Source organism: Sphingobium xenophagum NBRC 107872 (genome assembly GCF_000367345.1).
GTDB classification, from domain to species: Bacteria; Pseudomonadota; Alphaproteobacteria; order Sphingomonadales; family Sphingomonadaceae; genus Sphingobium; species Sphingobium xenophagum.
In genome coordinates, this window is record NZ_BARE01000002.1 from 1 (window position 1) to 20,853 (window position 20,853).

Annotated in this window: 25 protein-coding genes; 13 read left to right on the top strand and 12 right to left on the bottom strand. The window is 63.5% G+C overall.

The window, feature by feature from the left end:
- Positions 1-162: 162 nt before the first annotated feature.
- The 3 genes from grpE to SX1_RS01415 are packed head-to-tail and all read right to left on the bottom strand — an operon-like array spanning position 163 to position 2,319.
- Entirely contained in the window at positions 163-714 is a 552-nt protein-coding gene (gene grpE, locus SX1_RS01405) for a nucleotide exchange factor GrpE (protein ID WP_019051608.1), read from the bottom strand.
- Positions 711-1,757 carry a heat-inducible transcriptional repressor HrcA gene (hrcA, locus tag SX1_RS01410; RefSeq protein WP_019051609.1) on the bottom strand — a complete coding sequence of 349 codons (1,047 nt, stop codon included), beginning with the start codon at positions 1,755-1,757 and terminating at the stop codon, positions 711-713. Before hrcA ends, grpE begins: the two co-directional genes overlap by 4 nt.
- A 55-nt stretch (positions 1,758-1,812) precedes the next feature.
- The gene (locus tag SX1_RS01415) at positions 1,813-2,319 is read right to left on the bottom strand and encodes a DUF6438 domain-containing protein (RefSeq protein ID WP_026149397.1); all 507 of its coding nucleotides are present in this window, start codon (positions 2,317-2,319) and stop codon (positions 1,813-1,815) included.
- 92 nt (positions 2,320-2,411) lie between these two features.
- Here SX1_RS01415 and rph point away from each other — a divergent pair, with 92 nt between their 5' ends.
- Both rph and rdgB read left to right on the top strand, forming a co-directional pair.
- Positions 2,412-3,128 carry a ribonuclease PH gene (gene rph, locus SX1_RS01420; protein ID WP_017181391.1) on the top strand — a complete coding sequence of 239 codons (717 nt, stop codon included), beginning with the start codon at positions 2,412-2,414 and terminating at the stop codon, positions 3,126-3,128.
- Positions 3,129-3,226: 98 nt separating this feature from the next.
- A complete protein-coding gene (gene rdgB / locus SX1_RS01425; RefSeq protein WP_019051611.1) occupies positions 3,227-3,856 on the top strand; it encodes an RdgB/HAM1 family non-canonical purine NTP pyrophosphatase in 630 nt (209 codons plus the stop codon).
- A 27-nt stretch (positions 3,857-3,883) separates the two neighbouring features.
- Here rdgB and SX1_RS01430 read toward each other — a convergent pair whose 3' ends face one another.
- Positions 3,884-4,561: a CAP domain-containing protein gene (locus SX1_RS01430; protein WP_019051612.1), complete on the bottom strand. Its 678-nt coding sequence runs from the start codon at positions 4,559-4,561 to the stop codon at positions 3,884-3,886.
- Between SX1_RS01430 and hemW the strand changes: the two genes are divergently transcribed.
- Positions 4,560-5,747, top strand: a complete 1,188-nt coding sequence (gene hemW, locus SX1_RS01435) for a radical SAM family heme chaperone HemW (RefSeq protein WP_026149398.1) — start codon at positions 4,560-4,562, stop codon at positions 5,745-5,747. The genes SX1_RS01430 and hemW overlap by 2 nt on opposite strands.
- On the opposite strand, the gene pyk is transcribed toward hemW, so the two are convergent.
- Positions 5,744-7,198, bottom strand: a complete 1,455-nt coding sequence (gene pyk / locus SX1_RS01440; RefSeq protein ID WP_026002091.1) for a pyruvate kinase — start codon at positions 7,196-7,198, stop codon at positions 5,744-5,746. The genes hemW and pyk overlap by 4 nt on opposite strands.
- Before the next feature lie 130 nt (positions 7,199-7,328).
- Between pyk and SX1_RS01445 the strand changes: the two genes are divergently transcribed.
- The 5 genes from SX1_RS01445 (at position 7,329) to ruvC (ending at position 9,825) form a co-directional block, all read left to right on the top strand.
- Entirely contained in the window at positions 7,329-7,628 is a 300-nt protein-coding gene (locus SX1_RS01445) for a DUF1244 domain-containing protein (RefSeq protein WP_026149399.1), read from the top strand.
- Between the two features lie 42 nt (positions 7,629-7,670).
- Positions 7,671-7,913, top strand: a complete 243-nt coding sequence (locus tag SX1_RS01450; RefSeq protein ID WP_006956223.1) for a DUF2312 domain-containing protein — start codon at positions 7,671-7,673, stop codon at positions 7,911-7,913.
- 101 nt (positions 7,914-8,014) lie between these two features.
- Positions 8,015-8,341, top strand: coding sequence for a heavy metal-binding domain-containing protein (locus SX1_RS01455; RefSeq protein WP_019051615.1), 327 nt, complete (start codon positions 8,015-8,017; stop codon positions 8,339-8,341).
- A gap of 70 nt (positions 8,342-8,411) precedes the next feature.
- Positions 8,412-9,155, top strand: coding sequence for a YebC/PmpR family DNA-binding transcriptional regulator (locus SX1_RS01460; RefSeq protein ID WP_017181384.1), 744 nt, complete (start codon positions 8,412-8,414; stop codon positions 9,153-9,155).
- A 178-nt stretch (positions 9,156-9,333) separates the two neighbouring features.
- On the top strand, positions 9,334-9,825 hold the full coding sequence (ruvC, locus tag SX1_RS01465; RefSeq protein WP_019051616.1) for a crossover junction endodeoxyribonuclease RuvC: 492 nt from the start codon (positions 9,334-9,336) through the stop codon (positions 9,823-9,825).
- 143 nt (positions 9,826-9,968) lie between these two features.
- On the opposite strand, the gene SX1_RS01470 is transcribed toward ruvC, so the two are convergent.
- From SX1_RS01470 to SX1_RS01480, 3 genes are all read right to left on the bottom strand, one after another.
- Positions 9,969-10,691 carry a dienelactone hydrolase family protein gene (locus tag SX1_RS01470; protein WP_019051617.1) on the bottom strand — a complete coding sequence of 241 codons (723 nt, stop codon included), beginning with the start codon at positions 10,689-10,691 and terminating at the stop codon, positions 9,969-9,971.
- Positions 10,692-10,702: 11 nt separating this feature from the next.
- Positions 10,703-11,716: a 50S ribosomal protein L11 methyltransferase gene (locus tag SX1_RS01475; RefSeq protein ID WP_019051618.1), complete on the bottom strand. Its 1,014-nt coding sequence runs from the start codon at positions 11,714-11,716 to the stop codon at positions 10,703-10,705.
- 173 nt (positions 11,717-11,889) lie between these two features.
- A complete protein-coding gene (locus SX1_RS01480) occupies positions 11,890-13,242 on the bottom strand; it encodes a methyl-accepting chemotaxis protein (protein ID WP_019051619.1) in 1,353 nt (450 codons plus the stop codon).
- Positions 13,243-13,427: 185 nt separating this feature from the next.
- On the opposite strand from SX1_RS01480, the gene sdhC reads away from it, so the two are divergent.
- Genes sdhC through sdhA form a run of 3 tightly spaced genes read left to right on the top strand, consistent with a single transcriptional unit; the run spans position 13,428 to position 16,014 of the window.
- Positions 13,428-13,823, top strand: a complete 396-nt coding sequence (sdhC, locus tag SX1_RS01485) for a succinate dehydrogenase, cytochrome b556 subunit (RefSeq protein WP_017180897.1) — start codon at positions 13,428-13,430, stop codon at positions 13,821-13,823.
- Complete coding sequence (gene sdhD / locus SX1_RS01490; protein ID WP_019051620.1) at positions 13,823-14,212, top strand: succinate dehydrogenase, hydrophobic membrane anchor protein; 390 nt, start codon at positions 13,823-13,825, stop codon at positions 14,210-14,212. Before sdhC ends, sdhD begins: the two co-directional genes overlap by 1 nt.
- Positions 14,212-16,014, top strand: coding sequence for a succinate dehydrogenase flavoprotein subunit (gene sdhA, locus SX1_RS01495; RefSeq protein WP_019051621.1), 1,803 nt, complete (start codon positions 14,212-14,214; stop codon positions 16,012-16,014). The genes sdhD and sdhA overlap by 1 nt, the downstream gene beginning before the upstream one ends.
- A gap of 55 nt (positions 16,015-16,069) precedes the next feature.
- On the opposite strand, the gene SX1_RS01500 is transcribed toward sdhA, so the two are convergent.
- From SX1_RS01500 to SX1_RS01515, 4 genes are read right to left on the bottom strand one after another with little or no spacing between them, the layout of a single operon-like run.
- The gene (locus SX1_RS01500) at positions 16,070-16,366 is read right to left on the bottom strand and encodes a type II toxin-antitoxin system RelE/ParE family toxin (RefSeq protein ID WP_019051622.1); all 297 of its coding nucleotides are present in this window, start codon (positions 16,364-16,366) and stop codon (positions 16,070-16,072) included.
- The gene (locus tag SX1_RS01505; RefSeq protein ID WP_019051623.1) at positions 16,363-16,602 is read right to left on the bottom strand and encodes a type II toxin-antitoxin system ParD family antitoxin; all 240 of its coding nucleotides are present in this window, start codon (positions 16,600-16,602) and stop codon (positions 16,363-16,365) included. The genes SX1_RS01500 and SX1_RS01505 overlap by 4 nt, the downstream gene beginning before the upstream one ends.
- A 31-nt stretch (positions 16,603-16,633) precedes the next feature.
- Positions 16,634-17,092: a hypothetical protein gene (locus SX1_RS01510; RefSeq protein WP_019051624.1), complete on the bottom strand. Its 459-nt coding sequence runs from the start codon at positions 17,090-17,092 to the stop codon at positions 16,634-16,636.
- On the bottom strand, positions 17,089-17,571 hold the full coding sequence (locus SX1_RS01515; RefSeq protein WP_019051625.1) for a copper chaperone PCu(A)C: 483 nt from the start codon (positions 17,569-17,571) through the stop codon (positions 17,089-17,091). Before SX1_RS01515 ends, SX1_RS01510 begins: the two co-directional genes overlap by 4 nt.
- 175 nt (positions 17,572-17,746) lie before the next feature.
- Here SX1_RS01515 and dnaK point away from each other — a divergent pair, with 175 nt between their 5' ends.
- Both dnaK and dnaJ read left to right on the top strand, forming a co-directional pair.
- Positions 17,747-19,645 (top strand): molecular chaperone DnaK, encoded by a 1,899-nt coding sequence (gene dnaK / locus SX1_RS01520; protein WP_017180891.1) that lies wholly within the window; start codon positions 17,747-17,749, stop codon positions 19,643-19,645.
- 67 nt (positions 19,646-19,712) lie between these two features.
- Positions 19,713-20,846 (top strand): molecular chaperone DnaJ, encoded by a 1,134-nt coding sequence (gene dnaJ, locus SX1_RS01525; protein ID WP_019051626.1) that lies wholly within the window; start codon positions 19,713-19,715, stop codon positions 20,844-20,846.
- Positions 20,847-20,853: the final 7 nt, after the last annotated feature.

Genomic DNA, 20,853 nt, shown 5'->3' on the forward strand with positions numbered 1-20,853 from the left:
AGCCCGGATAGTGCTCGCCCGTCAGCGAACATTCCAGATGGGTGACGAAGGTGGGACGATCGGTGGTGAGGTTCAGGTCGTGGCGCAACGGGGTATCCTTTAGTCTGTGCCCCCCGGCCACTTTTCATGCCCCTCCCGCGAACGGAAGGGGCGATGCATATCTTAGTCCGGCGCTTTCGCCACGCTGACCATGGCCGGGCGCAACAGCCGGTCCTTGATCATATAGCCCGCCTGCATTTCGACTAGGATCGTACCGGGCGCGGCATCGGCGGACGGGACTTCCATCATCGCCTGATGCTTGTTGGGGTCGAGCGGCTGGCCGACCGACTCGACCTTGGATATGCCGTTGCGGCCAAACACCGCATCCAGTTCGCGGCCCGTGGCTTCCAGCCCGACGACCAGCCCCTTGAACTTCTCATCCTCGCGCAGTTCCGCCGGAATGGCGGCGAGCGCGCGGCTCAGATTGTCGGCGACCGACAAAATGTCGCGGGCAAAATTGGTCGCGGCATAGGCGCGGGTGTCGGTCAGTTCCTTTTCCAGCCGACGGCGCACATTCTGCGTATCGGCATGGGCATAGAGAATGTCCTGCTTCGCAGTCGCCAGTTCCGCTTCCAGCGCGGCGATACGCTCTGCATTGGCATCTGCCACGGGTGCATCCTCCGGCAACTGGTCCACGACTTCGGTATTTTCGACGTTCAGATTATCTTCGCTCATCTCATCAATCTCGAAAGCGTTTGTGCGGTGAAATCCACCATGGGGATCACCCGTGCATAGTTCAAGCGCGTGGGGCCGATCACGCCGACCACGCCGACCACCCGGCCGTCCGCGCCACGATAGGGGGCGGCTATGACCGAAGAACCCGACAGGGAAAAGAGCTTGTTTTCCGATCCGATGAAGATTTTGGTCGCGCTGCTCGCCAATGCGCTTTCCAGCAGGCGGGATATTTCCTGCTTGCCTTCCAGCTGCTCCAGCAATTGCCGCACCCGCTCCAGGTCGGCCGCCGTGCCGTCGTCGATCAGATGGGCCTGCCCCCGCACGATCAGCACTGGCCTGTCGTCGGCGTCATGCGACCAGATGGCGACGCCGCGTTCCACCAGTTCCCGCGCCGCGCCGTCGAGCGCGCTGCGTTCGCTCTCCATTTCCAGCGCCAGCCTGTCGCCCGCCTGCCGCAGCGTCAGCCCGGCAAAGCGCGCCGACATGAAATTGGCCGCTTCGTTGAGCATGGAGGGGGATACGCCGGGCGGCAGGTCCAGCACGCGATTTTCAACCGATCCATCCTGCCCGACCAGCACCGCCAGCGCCTGCCGGTCGTTCAGCGGCACGAAGCCGAACTGGCGCAGGATCGGTTCGCGCTTTGGCACCATGACAATGCCCGCACAGGCCGACAGGCCCGACAGCGCAGCGGTGGCGGCGGACAGCGCTTCCTCGATCGGCCCGCCCTCGGCCAGCCCCGCCTCGATCGCGCGCCGTTCTTCTGCTGACGGCAACGCCGCCTGCATCATCCCGTCGACAAACAGCCGCAGCCCCGTTTCGGTTGGCATCCGCCCCGCCGACGTATGCGGCGCGGCCAGCAGCCCCAGTTCCTCCAGATCCTGCATCACGTTGCGGATCGATGCAGGGGACAGGCTGAGCGATGCGATCTTGCTGAGCGTGCGCGATGCGACCGGCAGGCCAGTGCCCAGATAGCTTTCCACCACCAGGCGAAAAACGTCGCGGGCGCGCTCGTTCAATTCGGTAATGGGTGTCGTTGGCGTCATCGGCAAAATGTAGGATGGATTGCCTCCAGGCTCAACGCCTGCGTGGCGGCCAGCCCTATTGGGCAATTTTGGCCTTCAGCATCGGTTCGATCCCCAGCAATTTGGGAATGCCGCCAATCGTCGTGCGCAGCTTCGCATAGCGCGCGTCCAGGCATCCCGACTGATAGTCGAGCCGCGTCGGCTTGGCCTCGCCGCGCGTCCATTCGATGCGATAGCCGGGCATGTCGGTCGCAAAGCGGGTGCAATTTTCGCCATGGGCGATCCGCCTTTCAGTGCCGACCAGCGGCTTGTACGGGGCCAGCGCCAGGCGCAATTGCCGATATTGCGCCGGGGTCACGGTAAAGCGCGTCGGCCCTGGCACGGCCGTGAACTTGTCCGGCTCCAGCAGGCCCGATCCATCGGGCGTCACCTGCACGCTATAGGCGGGGCAGGCACCAAAGCAGCGTCCGGCGGTAAAGCGGATCGTGTCTCCGGCGGCGCGCGGTGTGTCCAGCTCAGTGTCGGCGGTGGCGCATCCCGCCAGCAGCATCACCGTCGCGGCTATTATCATTCTGGTCATCATGGCCCCTCTTATCGCCTAATTGCGCGCATGGCACTGGCAAGAAACGCTGTCGGACGCTAAGCGCCGTCTCCTGATCGATTTGGAGAAAGAATATGCGTCCTTCCGGCCGCGCGCCCGACCAGATGCGCGACATCATCATGGAGCCTGGCTTCACCATCCATGCCGAAGGAAGCTGCCTCATCAGTTTCGGCGACACCCGCGTGCTGTGCACCGCGTCGGTGGAAGAAAAAGTGCCGCCCTTCCTGCGGGGCAAGGGGTCGGGCTGGGTCACGGCTGAATATGGCATGTTGCCGCGCGCCACCCACACCCGTGGCAGCCGCGAAGCGGCCAAAGGCAAGCAATCGGGCCGCACGCAGGAAATCCAGCGCCTCATCGGTCGCTCGCTGCGCACCGTCGTGGACATGAAGAAGCTGGGCGAACGCCAGATCGTGGTCGATTGCGACGTGATCCAGGCCGATGGCGGCACCCGCACGGCGGCGATCTCCGGATCGTGGGTCGCGCTGCGCATTGCGGTGGACAAGCTGCTGGCCTCCGGCGCGCTCAAGGAAGATCCCATCATCCAGAAGGTCGCGGCCATCAGCTGCGGCATCTATGAAGGCACGCCGGTCCTCGACCTCGACTATGCCGAGGACAGCAATGCCGAAACGGACGCGAACCTGATCCTGACCGGCGACGGCAAGTTCGCCGAAGTGCAGGCGACCGCCGAAGGCGCGGCCTATGACGAGGAAGAGCTGCTGCGCCTGCTGCGCCTCGCCCGGATCGGCTGCGCCAAGATTTTCGCTGCGCAGGATGCCGCGACGGGGCGGTAATCACAATTATCCGTTCGCTTCGAGCGAAGTCGAGAAGCCGATAGCGTGACTTTTGCGTTTCTCGAATGCGCTCGAAACGAACGGAAAGAGGTGGAATAATGACCGACCAATTCGGACAGGAACAGGCGATCCGCAAGCTCGCCCCCGGCAAGCTGGTGATCGCCAGTCACAATGCTGGCAAGGTGCGTGAAATCGCCGCGCTGCTTGGCCCCTATGGTATCGAGCCGATCTCCGCCGCGTCGCTCGACCTGCCCGAACCGGAAGAAACCGGCACGACCTTCATTGCCAATGCGGAACTGAAGGCATTGCAGGCCGCCGACCTGTCCGGCCTGCCTGCGCTGGCCGACGATAGCGGCTTGTGCGTCGAGGCGCTGGGTGGCGATCCGGGGCTGTTTTCGGCGCGCTGGGCCGGACCGGACAAGGACTTCGCCCTCGCCATGCAGAAAGTATGGGATGGCGTGCAGGCCAAAGGCCCGGAAGCCGGCCATGACGCCCATTTCATCTGCGCCCTGGCCCTTGCCTGGCCCGATGGTCATGTCGAAGCGTTTGAGGGGCGGGTCGACGGTACGCTCGTCTGGCCGCCGCGCGGAGCCAATGGCTTTGGCTATGACGCCATGTTCCAGCCGCTCGGCTTCGACATCAGCTTCGGCGAAATGGACCCGGACGCCAAACACGCCATGAGCCATCGCGCCGACGCATTCAGACAATTGGTGGCGGCGGTATTCTGACCCGGTTCCTCCCCGCGCCGGGGAGGATCACTGCCCACCGCTGGCCAGTTCGACCGGCGCTGCTTCCTCGTCCAGCGGGCCTTTCCCGAACGCATTGCCAGCGGGGAAATAGCGGCACACCAGATATTCGTAATTCGCCCCTTCACCCAGCGCGCAGCCCACCTTGCGCGTGCCGCGCCAGATCATCTGCGTATAATGGCCGACATCCTGCCAGCGCCCGCTGGTGCTCAGGTCAGGCAATTTGCCTTCGATCCGGAACAGTTTTTTCTCATCCAGAAAAGCGCCGACCATGACGCCATAGCCATAGAGGCGGCGTGGTCCCATCCACAGATTTTCGCCGCTCGGTATCGCCCGGCTGCCACGCGGGCTGTGGCGAAACGCCCCGCTCTGCGCCATGTCGGCGGCATAGCGCGCCGCGTCCGCCGCCAGCGCCTCATCCCATTTCAGCGGCGGAACGCCGACCAGCGCCCGTTCCCCATTATGCGCGTCCAGCATCACGGCCCGCAGCAGCGGCTCGCCTCTTGGCGCTTCCTCCATCCCGTAATAGGCCGCCGGCATGACCACGCCGGTCGGAACATTGACCGGCGCTGCGGTCACCGCCTTGCTCCCCGGCGCGCTGTCGGACGCCGCCTGCGCACCCGTCGCAATCAGCAACGCCGCCCATAGCCCGGCACGCAAAAACAGATTAGGGCTGCCCCCAGCCATGGCCCTCATTCCCCCCAACTCTGCATCCCCATCGGCGCCGGCCCCCGCCGACGCTCTGGCCTTATATAGTCATTGGCCCTTTTGCGTATCGAAATGTCCCTATTGCGATTTTAACAGTCATGTCCGCGAAGGCATAGATGTGGATGCCTGGCGCGCCGCTCTGCTCGCTGACATGGGGCACGAAGCTGCGTTGACCGGCGGGCGACCGCTTTCCTCGATTTTCTTCGGCGGCGGCACGCCCTCGCTGATGCCGCCCGCTTTGGTGGCGGACCTGATCGCGGCGGCGGAACGCCATTGGGGCTTTACCCCGCAAGTCGAGATCACGCTGGAGGCCAATCCCAACTCGGTCGAGGCGGCGCGCTTTGCCGATCTCGCCGCCGCCGGGGTCAACCGCGTCTCGCTGGGCCTGCAGGCGCTCGATAACGATGCGCTCCATTTTCTGGGCCGCGCCCATGACGTTGCCGAAGGGCTGGCCGCACTCGACACCGCCCAGTCGGTGTTCGATCGGGTGAGCTTCGACCTGATCTACGCCCGGCCCGACCAGAGCGAAGCGCAATGGCAGGCGGAACTGGCGCGCGCCCTGTCGTTCGGCACCGGCCATCTCTCCCTCTATCAACTGACGATCGAACCCGGCACCCGCTTCGCCACGCTGGTTGCACAGGGCAGGATGACGCCCGCCGACCCGGATCATGGCGCGACGCTCTATGAACTGACTGCCGCGATGACCGGCGCGGCGGGGATTCCCGCCTATGAAATCAGCAATCATGCCCGCGCCGGGCAGGAAAGCCGCCATAACCTCACTTACTGGCGCTACGGCGATTATGTCGGCATTGGTCCCGGCGCGCATGGGCGGCGCGGCGCTATGGCAACGCAGCGTCACAAGAAGCCGGAAAACTGGATCGGCGCCGTCAGCCGCAATGGCCACGGCCTTCAGCTGGAACAGCCGCTGGCGGGCGAGGAGCGGGCGCGGGAAGCGCTGCTCATGGGGCTGCGGTTGGGCGAGGGGGTTGATCTCGCCCGGATTGCGGCACTGTCGGGCGTTGGCCTTGGCCATCTGGTCGATGAACGCGCCATCGACCAGTTGACCGACCTTGGCCTCATCCGCCTGACCGGCACCCGCCTGCAAGTCGCGCCGGCTGGCATGCTGCTGCTCGACGCGATCTTGCCGGAGGTGGTGGCGGTCTAATAATCGCGGCCCTTCAGTTCGTCCCCCCGTACTGCCGCGACGTGCAGCACATTGGTCGATCCCGGCGTGCCGAACGGGACACCGGCCAGTACGACGATCTTACCGCCCTTTTCGGCCATGTCGTGACGCAGCGCCATGCGCCGGGCCTTCCCGATCATCTCCTCGAAATTGCCGATATCCTTGGTACGGATGGCATGGACGCCCCAGGTCAGGCCCAGCTTGCGCGCCGTATCGGTGCGCGGCGTCAGCGCCAGGATCGGCGCGGACGGACGTTCGCGCGCCACGCGCCGCACCGTGCTGCCCGACGATGTGAAGCAGGTGATCGCGCTCGCGCCCACGACATTCACGATATTGCCGGTGGCCTCGGCCAGCGCGTCGGCGGTGGTCGGATCGGGCAGCGTCTCGGTAAAATGCAGTCGCGCCAGATAGCCCGGATCGCGCTCCACGCTGTGGGCGATCGAATCCATCATCGCGACCGCCTCGACCGGCCAGTCGCCCGCTGCGGTTTCGGCGGACAGCATGACGGCGTCCGCACCGTCATAGACCGCCGTCGCCACGTCCGACACTTCCGCGCGCGTGGGGGAGGGAGACTTGATCATCGATTCCAGCATCTGGGTCGCGACCACCACCGGGCGACCCATGCGGCGCGCCGTCGCGACGATCTGCTTTTGCAGCGGCGGTACATCATAAGGCGGCAGTTCGACGCCCAGATCGCCGCGTGCGACCATCACGCCATCGGCCATCTCGATAATCTCCTCCAGCCGCTGCACGGCTGACGGCTTTTCGATCTTGGCCATCAACGACCCATATCCGCCCATCAGCTTGCGGGCTTCGGCCAGATCCTCCGGCCGCTGCACGAAGCTCAAGGCGATCCAGTCGCACCCCTGTTGCATCGCGAAGCTAAGGTCGCGGCGGTCCTTGTCGGTCAGCGCAGGCACCGGCACCACGACATCGGGGACGTTCACGCCCTTGCGGTTGGACAGCGTCCCGCCGACCTCGACGATCGTATCGATGCGATCCTCGCTGATCGCCTTGACGCGCAGCACCATCTTGCCATCGTCCAGCAACAGCCGGGTTTCAGGCACCAGGGCGGCATAGATTTCGGGGTGGGGCAGGTTCACGCGGCGCGAATCGCCCGGCGTCTCGTCGCGATCCAGAATGAAGGGCGCGCCGGTTTCCAGCAGCGCCAGCCCCTTCTCGAACGTGCCGACGCGCAGCTTTGGCCCCTGAAGGTCGCCCAGGATCGTGGTCGGCCGCTGAAATTCCTTTTCCAACGCGCGGATCGTGGCGATGCGCGCGGCATGATCCTCATGCGCGCCATGGCTCATATTGATGCGAAAGGCGTCGGCCCCGGCAATGAACAGCGCCCGGATCATTTCGGGCGTATCGCTCGCAGGCCCAAGTGTCGCAAGAATACGGACCTTGCGTGAGCGGGGCGGTAGTCGTGACATATATTCTCCTGACCGTCGTGATCGCCGCTGGCCCGACCGTTGGGCTTCCCCCCCCTTGGTCTTGCCAGCGCGTCGTTATGGGTTATCCGTGCTGCACGACAGGATGATGTATCAGCGAAAGGGTCCGCCGATGAGCGACACCATACTCACAGACGCCGCCGCCGCAACCGCCTTCCGCCGTCTGGTGACGCATTTGCAGCACCGCACCGATGTCGAAAATATCGACCTTATGGGTTTGGCGGGTTTCTGCCGCAATTGCCTGGCCGACTGGGTGGCGGAGGCGGATGGTGGCCTGACGAAAGATCAGGCGCGCGAACTCATCCACGGCATGCCCTTTGCCGAATGGAAATCCCGCTATCAGGGCGAAGCGACGCCGCAGCAGATCGCGCGGATGAAAGAGAGTGTGGCGAAGAACGCCGACAGCCACTAGGACGCCCTCCAACCGATTCACATCTACCGGAGAAACTCCCCCATGACCGAACCCAATGTCGCCGCCGACCAGCTCCGCCTGCTGATCGAACGGATCGAGCGGCTGGAAGAAGAGAAAAAGGGCATCGGCGACGACATCAAGGACGTCTATCTGGAAGCCAAGGCGACCGGCTACGACCCCAAGATCATGCGCCAGATCGTCCGCCTGCGGAAAATGCAGCCTCATGACCGGCAGGAAATGGAAGCGATCCTCCAGACCTATCTGTCCGCGCTGGGCATGGAATAGGACTCCACCGCCGTTCGCGCCTGGCGTAGGAAGGGGCCTTCACTGCGTTCAGGGCAGATGTTCTAAGCGCTCGGCCCGAACGGGATCAGAGGGAGAGTGAAATGTCCGAAGTCATCGTCAGCACCACCAGCCGTCTGGAAGGGCGCCCCGCCAAGGAATATCTTGGCATCGTCACGGGCGAAGTGATCGTGGGCGCCAATCTGTTCCGCGATCTGTTCGCCAGCGTGCGGGACATCGTGGGTGGCCGGTCGGGCGCTTATGAAGATGTGCTTCAGCGGGCGCGCGAACAGGCGATCGGCGAAATGCGGATGCGCGCGGCGACGCTGGGCGGCAACGCTGTCGTCGGCGTCGACCTGGACTATGAAGTGATAGGCTCCAGCGGATCGATGCTGATGGTGTCGGCCTCTGGTACCGCCATCCTCGTGTAACATTGCGCGAGCGCGCCTCGCTCGCTAGAGAGCGCGCTCGTGTTTCATCAGATAATGTCAGGAGAAGGCCGTGGCCGGCCATTCCAAATTCAAGAATATCATGCATCGCAAGGGCGCGCAGGACAAGAAGCGCTCCTCGATGTTCTCCAAGCTGAGCCGCGAAATCACTGTCGCGGCCAAGATGGGGATGCCCGACCCGGACATGAATCCCCGCCTGCGGCTGGCGATCAACGCCGCCAAGGCGCAGTCCATGCCCAAGGACAATATCCAGCGCGCCGTCGACAAGGCGAATGCCGCAGGTGGCGAGAACTATGAAGAAGTGCGCTATGAGGGCTATGGCCCCGCAGGCATCGCCATCATCGTCGAAGCGCTGACCGACAATCGCAACCGCACCGCGACCAATGTGCGTACCGCCTTTTCCAAAAATGGCGGCAATCTGGGTGCATCGGGCGCAGTGAGCCATGGCTTCGACCGCGTCGGCCTGATCACCTATCCCGCCAGCGCGGGCGATGCCGACGCCATCTTCGAGGCCGCGCTCGAAGCGGGGGCAGAGGACGTCTCGTCCAACGAGGACGAACATGAAATCTGGACCGCGATGGACGCGCTCCACGAAGTCGCCAAGGCGCTGGAAGCGAGCCTTGGTCCGGCGGATGGCGCGAAGCTCGCCTGGAAACCCACGACCACCGTCGAAGTCGATGAGGCCAATGCCGCCACGCTGATGAAGCTGGTCGACACGCTGGAAGATGATGACGACGTCCAGACCGTCTGGGGCAATTATGAAGTGCCCGACGCGGTCATGGAGAAGCTGGGTTGATGTGTTTTCCCTCTCCCCTTGGGGAGAGGGTTGCGCAGCCTTGGCGGCTTTGCCGCCTGGGCGAAGCTGGGAGAGGGGGCTCTGCCATCCGCGACTATCGCTCCCCTCTCCAAGCGCGGCTAGCCGACATGTCGGCTAGCCTTGCTATCCTCTCCCCTGAAGGGGCGAGGAAATCCCAATGATCCTCCTTGGTCTCGACCCCGGCCTTGGCACCACCGGCTGGGGTCTGATCGCCGCCGACGGCAACCGCCTCACGCATCTGGGCAATGGCCAGATCAAGACGGATAGCGTGATGCCGCTGGCAACGCGACTGCTGGCGCTCGATCTTGCCCTGACCGACCTCATCCTCGAACATCGGCCCGATGGCGCGGCGGTCGAGGAGGTGTTCGTCAACGTCAATCCGCAATCGACCCTGAAACTGGGACAGGCGCGCGGCGTGATCCTGCTCAACGCCGCGCGCTCCGGCATGGAGGTCGGCGAATATGCCGCGCGGCTGATCAAGAAATCCGTGGTCGGCGTCGGCAATGCGTCGAAGGATCAGGTCCATGCCATGGTGTCACGCCTGTTGCCCGGCGTGAAGATCGCCGGGCCTGACGCCGCGGACGCGCTCGCCGTCGCCATCACCCACGCCCATCATCTTGCCAGCGCGCGACGCATCCCGACGCGGTGACGTTCTACGCTATGTCATCCCAACACCATGTGTTCCCGCGCAGGCGGGAACCCAGTTCAACGGCGGGGCTGGGTTCCCGCCTGCGCGGGAACACGCAATCCTGAATATCCCGATCATCTTGTCGGGACGAACGGCAATTCTCCTTAAGCGCCGAACAGCTCGCCCAAAAAACCCACCATCGCGCGGAAACTGCGCCGATCGGCATCCGCGCTATAAGCCAACCCCTTTTCAGGCATGTTGACGCTCTCGTCGGTAAAGGCATGGCCGGTGCGGCCATAGGCGTGGAGTTGCCAGTCGCACCCTGCCGCCGTGAGTTCCTGCGCCAGCGCGACGGTCGCCTCAGGCGGCGCGATCGGATCGTCCCAGCCGTGGCAAATCAGCAGTTTTGCGCGGATGGCGGCATTGGGGAAGGGCGGCGCATCATAGACGCCATGGAAACTGACCCCGCCCGCTATGTCCGCACCAGCGCGCGCCAGATCCAGCACGCATTTGCCGCCAAAGCAGAAGCCGATCGTGGCAGTGCGGGCCGCGTCCACCGCGTCCAGCCCCTTGAGCAGCGCATGGGAGGCCAAAAGGCGGTCGCGCAGCAGGGCGCGGTGGGCGTTCAGTTCCGCCATATAGCGCGCGGCATCGGGATCGGCGCGGGTGGTGCGCTTGCCCTGGCCATAGACATCGGCGACCAGCACGGCGTAGCCCAGCGCCGCGACCTTTTCCGCATAGGCGAAATCGGCCTCCTTGGTCCCCAGCACATTGGGGAAGAGAAGCACGCCGGGCCGCGGCGCGCTGGCGGCGCTATCGGTCACGACCATGCTTTCGAACAGGCCGCCCGGTCCTTCATGGACGATGCTGTTGCGGGTAATGGTCATGGGGGCTCCCCTTAGATACTGCCAAAGCCGGGCGCTTCGCCACGCGCGGCGGGGTTCAGGCGCTTGGGCCGTTTCCATCCGATGCGGGGGCGTTTGCGCAACCGCAGCGTCGGCCAGTCGCCCCGGTCGGTCCGTTCAGCGAGGCGCATGCCCTGCGCCCGATAGGCGGCCAGCACAGCGTCGACCTGTGTGTCGAGCAGGCCCGCCAGCAGGATCGTGCCGCCATCCTCGACCAGCGCGCAGAGCGACGGCGCCAGTTCGATCAGCGGTCCGGCCAGAATGTTGGCGATCAACAGATCATAGGGCGCCCGTCCGATAATCGCTGCATGATTGGCCCCGGCGGCGGTCACCAATGCCAGTCGCCCAGGCCCGACGCCTAGCGGCACGCCATTGGTCGCGGCATTTTCCGCGCTGATTTCGACCGCGACCGGGTCAATGTCGGATGCGATCGCATGGGCGCGCGGCCACAGGTTCATCGCCGCAAAGGCAAGCAGGCCGGTCCCGGTGCCAATATCGGCCATATTGTTGAACCGCATGCCCACCTGACGCATCCGGTCCAGCATCGTCAGGCATCCGGCCGTTGTTTCGTGCTGGCCGGTGCCAAAGGCGCGGCTGGCCGCAATCAGAATATTGACCTGGCCCGGCTGTTCCGGATCGCTGGCAAGATTGCGGACATGGAAGCGTCCGGCAGTGACCGCTTCCAGCCCCTGCTGGCTCAACGTCACCCAATCCTCGTCCGGCAGCGCCTCGACCAGCGGCTTGGTTCCGGCGGCGCTGGGGACCATCGACCGCAGCAACTTGATCGCGGCGGCGCTGGGCTTGCCCTCGAAATAGGCGTCGAGCTGCCATGCATTGTCGTCGTCTGGCGCCGCCTCGCTGGTCATCAGCACCGGCGGCCGCTCCATCAGGGCAAAGGCGGCAATTTCCCCGTCCAGCGCCTCGGCTTCGATACGGGTGCAGGGCAGGGTGACTTTCCAGCTTTGAAGGGCTGGCCGGCTTTGCGCGGATTGTGTGGCAGCAGTCATGCTGCCGCCTTTAGCCGAGCGAGAAGGGGAGGGGAAGAACCTCACAATTGCCAGATTGGGCTCAGGCCGGAGCGAAAATAGTGACTTTCGACAACCAGCGCGCAGCGTGCTTAAAGCACGTGAGCACTGGAAGCGCAGAAAGGCGCTATTTGCAGCCCGGCATCAGCCCAATCTTATGCGACCTGTCGACCGAAATCGGATGATGCGTGCCGCAGGCTGGCAAGCTTGCCTTCGACGCTCACGAAGCCGCGTTCGAGCTGGTCGATTTCCGACGCGACGACCTCGGTATCCTGCCGGATGGCCGAAATGGTGGTCGACATCGAATCGGCGGCCAACGCGGTTTCATCGACGGCGGCGGTGATCATGGTGACGGTCTGGGCCTGCGCGTCCATCGCATGACGGATGCGCTCGGCGCTGGCCTGCACTTCGCCCACCGTGTCGCGAATGCGTTCGTTGGTTTCCACCGACAGGCGAGTCGATGCCTGGATGTCGGCAATCTTGCCCGCAATCTCGTCCGTCGCGCGCGCTGTCTGGTTAGCCAGGCTTTTGACCTCCTGCGCGACCACGGCAAAGCCGCGACCGGCATCGCCTGCGCGCGCCGCCTCGATCGTGGCGTTGAGCGCCAGCAAATTGGTCTGCCCGGCAATGTCGCGGATCAGGCCCAGGATCGATTCGATCGATTTGGCATGCTCGGACAGGGTAGAGGACATGGTGACCGCATCGCCCGATTGTTTCGCGGCTCGCAGGGCAACCCCGGCAGCCCCCTCAACCTCGGTACGGGCGTCCTCGATGGCGCGGATCAGCCCGGCCGACGTGCGGGCCGCTTCACGCATCGCCAGGGCGGATTGTTCGGCCGCCGCCGCGACTTCCGATGCCTTGCCCAGCATCCCGCGCGTCGCCGCCGAAGCATCCTTGGCCTGTTCGCGCAGCGATTCGCCCAATCGGGTCGCGCCGTCGATTTCACCGACGATTCGCTGTTCGAACAAGGAACCGAAACGCTGCCGTTCGGCACGTTGCGCATCGGCCTGATCGTTCGACAGGACATTGGTCATGAAGCCTGCGTCCATCATGGCGATGTGGAGCATGACGAGCGTCAGGCGCTGGCTTCGCTCCGCGTCATCGCGACTATATTCCCATATCAGGGCGATGATCTTTTCGTTCGCCGCGGCGACGGCGGTGAGCACCGACCGCACCGACACGCCATGTTTGCGGGCGTTGCGCACGCAATCCGCAGCGGACTGGGCCCAGAGCGCATCCTTGAAGTGCAATAACTTCTGCTCGACATAGCGGTGCGTTTCTCTCTCGATCGCACTGATCGCTGCGGAACTCAGTTTCTCGCGCAGCCCGGTCTTTTGCATATAGGTCGTGAAAAAGGCGTCCCCCACGCTCGCCAGGCTGTCCTTGATCAGCAGGCCAATCTCCTGCGCGCCCTTGGAAAATTTGTCGTTCGGGTCGATTTTCGAGATCAATTCCGGGCTGACGGTGCCGTTCCGGCTATTGTCTGGTGATGCGGCGAAGGACGACATGATGGGACAGCCCCTGTTGGTGCAATGGCATTTGGCAGGCCGACCTTAGCGCGCTTTGGTTAATCACTTCTTATGATCGCGGGATACGATCGTTGGGGCAGCCATGCTTTGCACCGCTTGCCCTCATGCGCGTTCGCTCTTAAGGGGATCGCACTTATAGGGACATTTCAGGGACAAGGGTAGACATGGCGCGAACCAACAGCCGGCCGCTCTCGCCGCATTTGACGATCTGGAAATGGGGCCCCGCGATGGCCATTTCCATCCTGCACCGCGTGACTGGCAACGGCCTTGCGACGGTTGGCGCGCTGGGCCTCGTCTGGTGGCTGATGGCTGCCGCGATTGGTCCTGAAGCCTATGCGACCTTCATCACATGCGCGACCTCGCCCTTTGGCTATCTGGTGATGATCGGCATTACCTGGGCCTTTTTCCAGCATCTCTTTTCGGGGCTGCGCCATTTCGTTCTGGATATGGGCGCGGGCTATGAACTGCGCACGAACAAGAGCTGGTCGATCGCGGTGGTGGTCGCTTCGGTGCTCGTGACCGCCCTTGTCTGGCTCTATATTTTCGGAAAGGCCTTCTGATGGGTAACGGAACTGGTATCGGCCGCGTCCGTGGCCTTGGGTCGGCGCGGCATGGCGCGCATCACTGGCTGGCGCAGCGCTACACCGCCGTTGGCAATCTGCTGCTGGTGCTGTGGCTGATCTTCAGCCTCCTGACCCTGCCTGGCCTCGACTATGAAAGCGTCGTGCTGTGGATCGCCAACCCGCTGGTCGCGGTGCCGATGATGCTGATGATCGTCAGCATTTTCTGGCATCTGCGCCTTGGGATGCAGGTGATGCTGGAAGATTATGTCCATGACAAGGGACTGGCCTTCTTCTCTATCCTGCTGCTCAATTTCTATGCCTTTGGCGACGCGGCCGCGGGCGTCTTTGCGATCGCCAAGATCGCCTTCACGGGGGTCGTCGAATAATGACGCAAGCCTATAAGATCATCGACCATGTGTATGACACCGTGGTTGTCGGCGCTGGCGGTTCGGGCCTGCGCGCGACCATGGGCAGCGCCGAAGCGGGCCTCAAGACCGCCTGCATCACCAAGCTGTTCCCCACCCGCAGCCACACCGTTGCGGCGCAGGGCGGCATCGCCGCCAGCCTTGGCAACAATTCGCCCGATCACTGGACCTGGCACATGTACGACACCGTCAAGGGGTCGGACTGGCTGGGCGATCAGGACGCGATCGAATATATGGTGCGCGAAGCGCCCGCCGCCGTCATCGAACTGGAACATGCGGGCGTGCCGTTCAGCCGGAACGACGACGGGACGATCTACCAGCGTCCCTTTGGCGGCCATATGCAGAATATGGGCGCCGGCCCGCCAGTGCAGCGCACCTGCGCGGCGGCTGACCGTACCGGCCATGCCATGCTTCACGCGCTCTATCAGCAATCGCTGAAATATGACGCTGACTTCTACATCGAATATTTCGCCATCGACCTGATCATGGAAAATGGCGAATGTCGCGGCGTGATCGCGCTGTGCATGGAAGATGGCTCGATCCACCGCTTCCGCAGCCATGCGGTCGTGCTGGCGACCGGCGGCTATGGCCGCGCCTATTTCTCCGCGACCTCGGCGCACAGCTGCACCGGCGACGGTGGCGGCATGGTGCTGCGCGCAGGGCTTCCGCTTCAGGATCTGGAATTCGTGCAGTTTCACCCGACCGGCATTTACGGCGCGGGCGTGCTGATCACCGAAGGCGCGCGCGGCGAGGGCGGGTATCTCACCAACTCCGAAGGCGAGCGTTTCATGGAACGCTATGCACCCTCGGCCAAGGATCTGGCGTCGCGCGACGTCGTGTCCCGCTCGATGGCGATGGAAATGCGCGAAGGGCGCGGCGTTGGCGAGCATAAGGATCATATCTTCCTGCACCTCGACCATATCGATCCCAAGGTGCTGGCCGAACGCCTGCCCGGCATCACCGAAAGCGGCAAGATTTTCGCGGGCGTCGACCTGACCCGCCAGCCGTTGCCGGTGACGCCGACCGTCCACTACAATATGGGCGGCATCCCCTGTAACTATCATGGTCAGGTCGTGACTAAGAAGGGCGATGATCCCGAAGTGGTCGTGCCCGGCCTGTTCGCGGTCGGCGAAGCGGCCTGCGTGTCGGTGCATGGCGCGAATCGCCTCGGCTCCAACTCGCTCATCGACCTTGTTGTGTTTGGCCGCGCTACCGGCCTGTTCCTCAAGGACAATCTGAAGCCCAACGCGCCGCACAAGCCGCTGCCGTCGGACGCCGCCGATCTCGCGCTCGGTCGCCTCGACCATTATCGCAATGCCAAGGGCAGCACGCCGACGGCGGACATCCGCCTCGACATGCAGCGCACCATGCAGAAGCACGCCGCCGTGTTCCGCGACAGCGCACTCCTGTCCGAAGGCGTCACCCGGATGCAGGCGGTCAACAAGCGGCTTCAGGACGTCAAGGTCAGCGATCGCTCGCTGATCTGGAACACGGACCTTGTCGAAACGCTCGAACTCGACAATCTCATGAGCCAGGCCATCTGCACGATGGAAGGCGCCGAAGCCCGCAAGGAATCGCGCGGCGCCCACGCGCATGAGGACTTCCCCAACCGCGACGACGAAAACTGGATGAAGCACACCATCAGCTGGTTCGAAGGCTGGGGTGGTTCGGGCGGCAAGGTGACGCTCGATTACCGTCCGGTCCACGACTATACGATGACCGACGAAGCGGAATATGTGAAGCCCAAGGCACGGGTGTACTGATCCTGCCATCAGTTGTCGTGACATCAGAAGGGGCGGGCCGGAAGGTCCGCCCTTTTCATTGCAGCTTGGCAGTAAGATCTGCGCGCTGATGCAGGATGCGGACTATTTCGATCCCCGTCCCGCGCTGACGATAATAGATATTGTGCCTTTCCACGCGAAACTTGCGGTATCCGCCGCGAACATCGTCGATCGGGCTACCAATGCCCGAATAGGCAGCGATCCGGTCGATCGCATCGGCAATCGCCAGCAGATAAGCCTTGGCCTGCGCCGCGCCCCACTCTGCTTGGGTATAGGTCGAAATTTCCGCCAGATCACGTTCGGCAGCAACTGCAAAACTGACGGCAGCGGTCACGCCTCAGGAAACCGGCGATCAATCCATTCACGCATGTCGAAGTCATGCAGGACGCCACTCTTTTCGCCCTCGATCAGGGCCGCCCGTAAGGCTTCCAGTTTCTCTTCCTCCATTTCCAGCAGTCGCAAGCCCGCGCGGACGACCTCGCTGGTCGATCCGAACCGGCCCTCTGCCACCTTGCGCTCGGCAAAGGCGCGGAAATGGTCGCTCAACGCGACGGATGTGGATTTGCTCATGATGCCATATTACCCGATTTGGGTAACCGCTTCAACCAAAGGGCAGCAACCCCTCATACGCCTCCAATCCCGGCTTCCCCTTCACCGCCACCCCGCGCCGCAACAGAAAAGCGTGCCGCACGATCTCCGCCTGCTGCTCGATGCCATAGCGCTCGAACGGCTTGCCGGGCACGACATCATAACCATAGCGGCAGAAGGGATGCCGCATCAGCGGCAACCACCACCGCCCCGACCGCTGCGCCTGCCACACATGGGTCATCTCATGGATGAAATGCCCCTGAATATGCAGCGGGCTTTCACAGAAATCCGCGCAGAACAGCCCGCCGTCCGGGTGAAACCACAGGTCGCCATCGGGCGCCATCGTCACGCCCCTGGGCTGGAACGGCCACCATTTGCGCGCATGCACCCGTACCCGGCCATAATCGATCGCCGCGCCGAACACGCCCCGCGCCAGCGCAACCTCATGGGGCGTCAGGCTACGGCTGCTCAATGGCCCTCATGCTCGCCAGCAGGCTTGGCTGCCGCTGCGCCTGCACCTGCTGCCTCCGGCTTGCGGATCACCGCATCGACCAGCAAGCGGTCGCCATTGGCCATCAGGAAGGTCAGCTGCATCTTGCCCCGGCTGATCGCGGTATCATTGACGCCCCACAGCATCAGATGCTTGCCGCCGGGGGCGAAAGCGACCTCACCCTTGGCCGGAATATCGACACTATCGATTCGCTCCATCGTCATCATGCCGTCCTTGTCGACGCTTTCATGCATCTCGACCTTGAGCGCGTAATCGGTCAGCACGCCGCGTATCTGCCCGCCCGCATCGCCGCCATGCGCGACGAAATAGCCGGCCGATGGCGTTTCCTTGTTGGGGCTCAACCGTACCCAGGCCTGGTCGATATAGGTCGGCGCCGGGTCGCCGCACGCGGCCAGCGCCAGCGGAGCCAAGAGGGCGAAAAGGGCAAAGGGGGCGCGCATCAACTCATTCCTGACTGTCTCGTTTCCGGTCAGCGTACATAGGTAATCGCCCCAGCTTCTTGTGCCAAGCAAAAGCGCCCCTATATCGCCCTTGCAAACCGGCCTTGCCTTGGCGCTTTCGTGAGGTATGGGGCCATCAACCGCTGAATAGAATTTGGGGTTCAAAGAGGACACAATGGCAAAAGTTATCGGTATCGACCTTGGCACCACCAACAGCTGCGTCGCCGTCATGGACGGTGGCAAGCCCAAGGTAATCGAAAATGCGGAAGGCGCGCGCACGACGCCGTCCATCGTCGCCTTCGCCAAGGATGGCGAGCGCCTGATCGGTCAGCCGGCCAAGCGCCAGGCGGTCACCAATCCGGACAGCACGATTTTCGCGGTCAAGCGCCTGATCGGCCGCCGCTTCGACGATCCCATGACCAAGAAGGACATGGAACTCGTCCCTTATTCGATTGCCAAGGGTCCGAATGGCGACGCCTGGGTCAAGGCCGGTGGCCAGGATTACAGCCCCTCGCAGATCAGCGCCTTCATCCTGCAGAAGATGAAGGAAACCGCCGAATCCTATCTGGGCGAAACCGTCACCCAGGCGGTCATCACCGTGCCTGCCTATTTTAACGACGCCCAGCGTCAGGCGACCAAGGACGCTGGCCAGATCGCGGGCCTGGAAGTGCTGCGCATCATCAACGAGCCGACAGCGGCCGCGCTCGCTTATGGTCTCGACAAGCAGGACGGCAAGACGATCGCGGTTTACGACCTTGGCGGCGGCACGTTCGACATCTCCATTCTGGAAATCGGCGACGGCGTGTTCGAGGTGAAGTCGACCAATGGCGACACTTTCCTGGGCGGCGAAGATTTCGACGCCAAGCTGGTCGAATTCCTGGCCGCCGACTTCCAGAAGTCCGAAGGCATTGACCTTACCAAGGACAAGCTGGCGCTCCAGCGTTTGAAGGAAGCGGCTGAAAAGGCCAAGATCGAGCTGTCCTCGGCCCAGACGACCGAAGTCAACCTGCCCTTCATCACCGCTGACCAGAATGGTCCCAAGCATCTGGTGAAGTCGATCACCCGCGCCGATCTGGAGCGTTTGGTCGCTGACCTCATCAAGCGCACCATGGAACCCTGCAAGAAGGCGATGGCCGACGCAGGCGTTTCAGCCAGCGAGATCAGCGAAGTCGTTTTGGTCGGCGGTATGACCCGCATGCCCAAGGTGCGCGAAGCCGTAAAGGAATTTTTCGGCAAGGAACCGCATACCGGCGTGAACCCGGACGAAGTCGTCGCCATGGGCGCGGCGATCCAGGCGGGCGTGTTGCAGGGCGACGTCAAGGACGTGCTGCTGCTCGACGTGACGCCGCTCAGCCTTGGCATCGAAACGCTGGGTGGCGTGTTCACCCGCATGATCGACCGCAACACCACCATCCCGGCGAAAAAGTCGCAGGTCTATTCGACCGCCGACGATAATCAGCAGGCGGTGACGATCCGTGTGTTCCAGGGCGAACGCGAAATGGCGGCGGACAACAAGATCCTCGGCCAGTTCGACCTCGTCGGCATCCCCCCGGCGCCGCGCGGCGTGCCGCAGATCGAGGTGACGTTCGACATCGACGCCAACGGTCTGGTCAATGTGTCCGCGAAGGACAAGGGCACCGGCAAGGAACAGCAGATCCGCATCCAGGCTTCGGGCGGTCTGTCGGACTCCGACATCGACCAGATGGTCAAGGACGCCGAACGCTTCGCCGAAGAGGACAAGAAGCGTCGTGAAGCGGCCGAAGCCAAGAATAACGCTGAAAGCCTCGTCCACACGACCGAGCAGCAGCTGGCCGAACATGGCGACAAGGTCGATGCGAGCCTGAAGGGCGAAATCGAAACCGCCATTGCCGACACCAAGTCTGCGATCGAAAGTGGTGACGCTGAAGCCATGAAGGCCAAGGCGCAGGAACTCGCCACGGTCGCGATGAAGCTGGGTCAGGCCATTTATGAGAAGGAGCAGGCTGCGGCTGCTGCGCCGGGCGCTGAAGCACCCAAGGCGGACGACGATGTCGTCGACGCCGAATTCTCCGAAGTGGACGACAACAAGGCTTGAAGCTGAAGCCCTATACCCGTCACCCCGCCGCCAGGCGGGGTGACGGGACAGCCGGGCGGGGGTCCGAATGACGACCGAAATCGACTATTATGAATTGCTCGAAGTCGAGCGCACCGCCGACGCGAGCGTGCTGAAAAGCGCCTATCGCAAAATGGCGATGAAATATCACCCGGACAAGACCGGGGGATGCACCGACAGCGAAGCCAAGTTCAAGGCCGTGTCGGAAGCCTATGAGGTTCTGAAAGACCCGCAAAAGCGCGCAGCCTATGATCGTTTCGGTCATGCGGCCTTCAAGCAGCAGCAACAGGGCGGCGGTGGCGGCTTCCATGCCGGTGCCGGCGGTTTTTCCGACCTTGGCGATATATTCGAGACGATTTTCGGCCAGGGCGGCGGCTTTGGCGGTGGCGGTCGCCAGCAGCAGCGGCGCGGCGCGGACCTGCGCTATGATCTCGAGATCACCCTCGACGAAGCCTATCATGGCAAGCAGACCGAGATTCAGATCGAGGTTTCGGCCGTCTGCGACAGTTGCGACGGCTCTGGCGCGGAACCGGGAACCAGCGTCAAGACTTGCCCGACTTGCAAGGGCCATGGTCAGGTCCGCGCGCAGCAGGGCTTTTTCGTGGTCGAACGCACCTGCCCCTCCTGCCATGGCGCGGGCAAGGTCATTGAAAGCCCCTGCCGCTCCTGCCGGGGCGAAGGCCGGGTGGACAAGCCCAAGACGCTGTCGGTCAACGTCCCCGCTGGCGTGGACGATGGCACCCGCATCCGCCTGTCGGGTGAGGGCGAGGCGGGCGCGCGCGGCGCGCCTGCGGGCGACCTCTACATCTTCCTCCACGTCAAGCGCCACTCGCTGTTCGAGCGCGATGGCACGACGCTCTTCTGTCGCTGCCCGGTCAGCTTCACGACGGCTGCGCTCGGCGGCACGATCGAAGTGCCGGGTCTGGATGGCGTGCGCCACAGCATCAAGATCCCGGTCGGCATTCAGTCGGGCAAGCAGATCCGCCAGCGTGGCGCGGGCATGCCGGTTCTCAACGGACGCGGGCAGGGCGATCTCGTCGTCCAGATCGACGTCGAAACGCCCACGAAGCTGACGGCCAAGCAGAAGGAACTGCTCGAAGCCTTCCGTGAAACCGAAACCGGCGAAGAATGCCCGGCCTCGACCGGATTTTTCGGCAAGATCAAGGATTTGTGGGGGGATTGATCGCTGG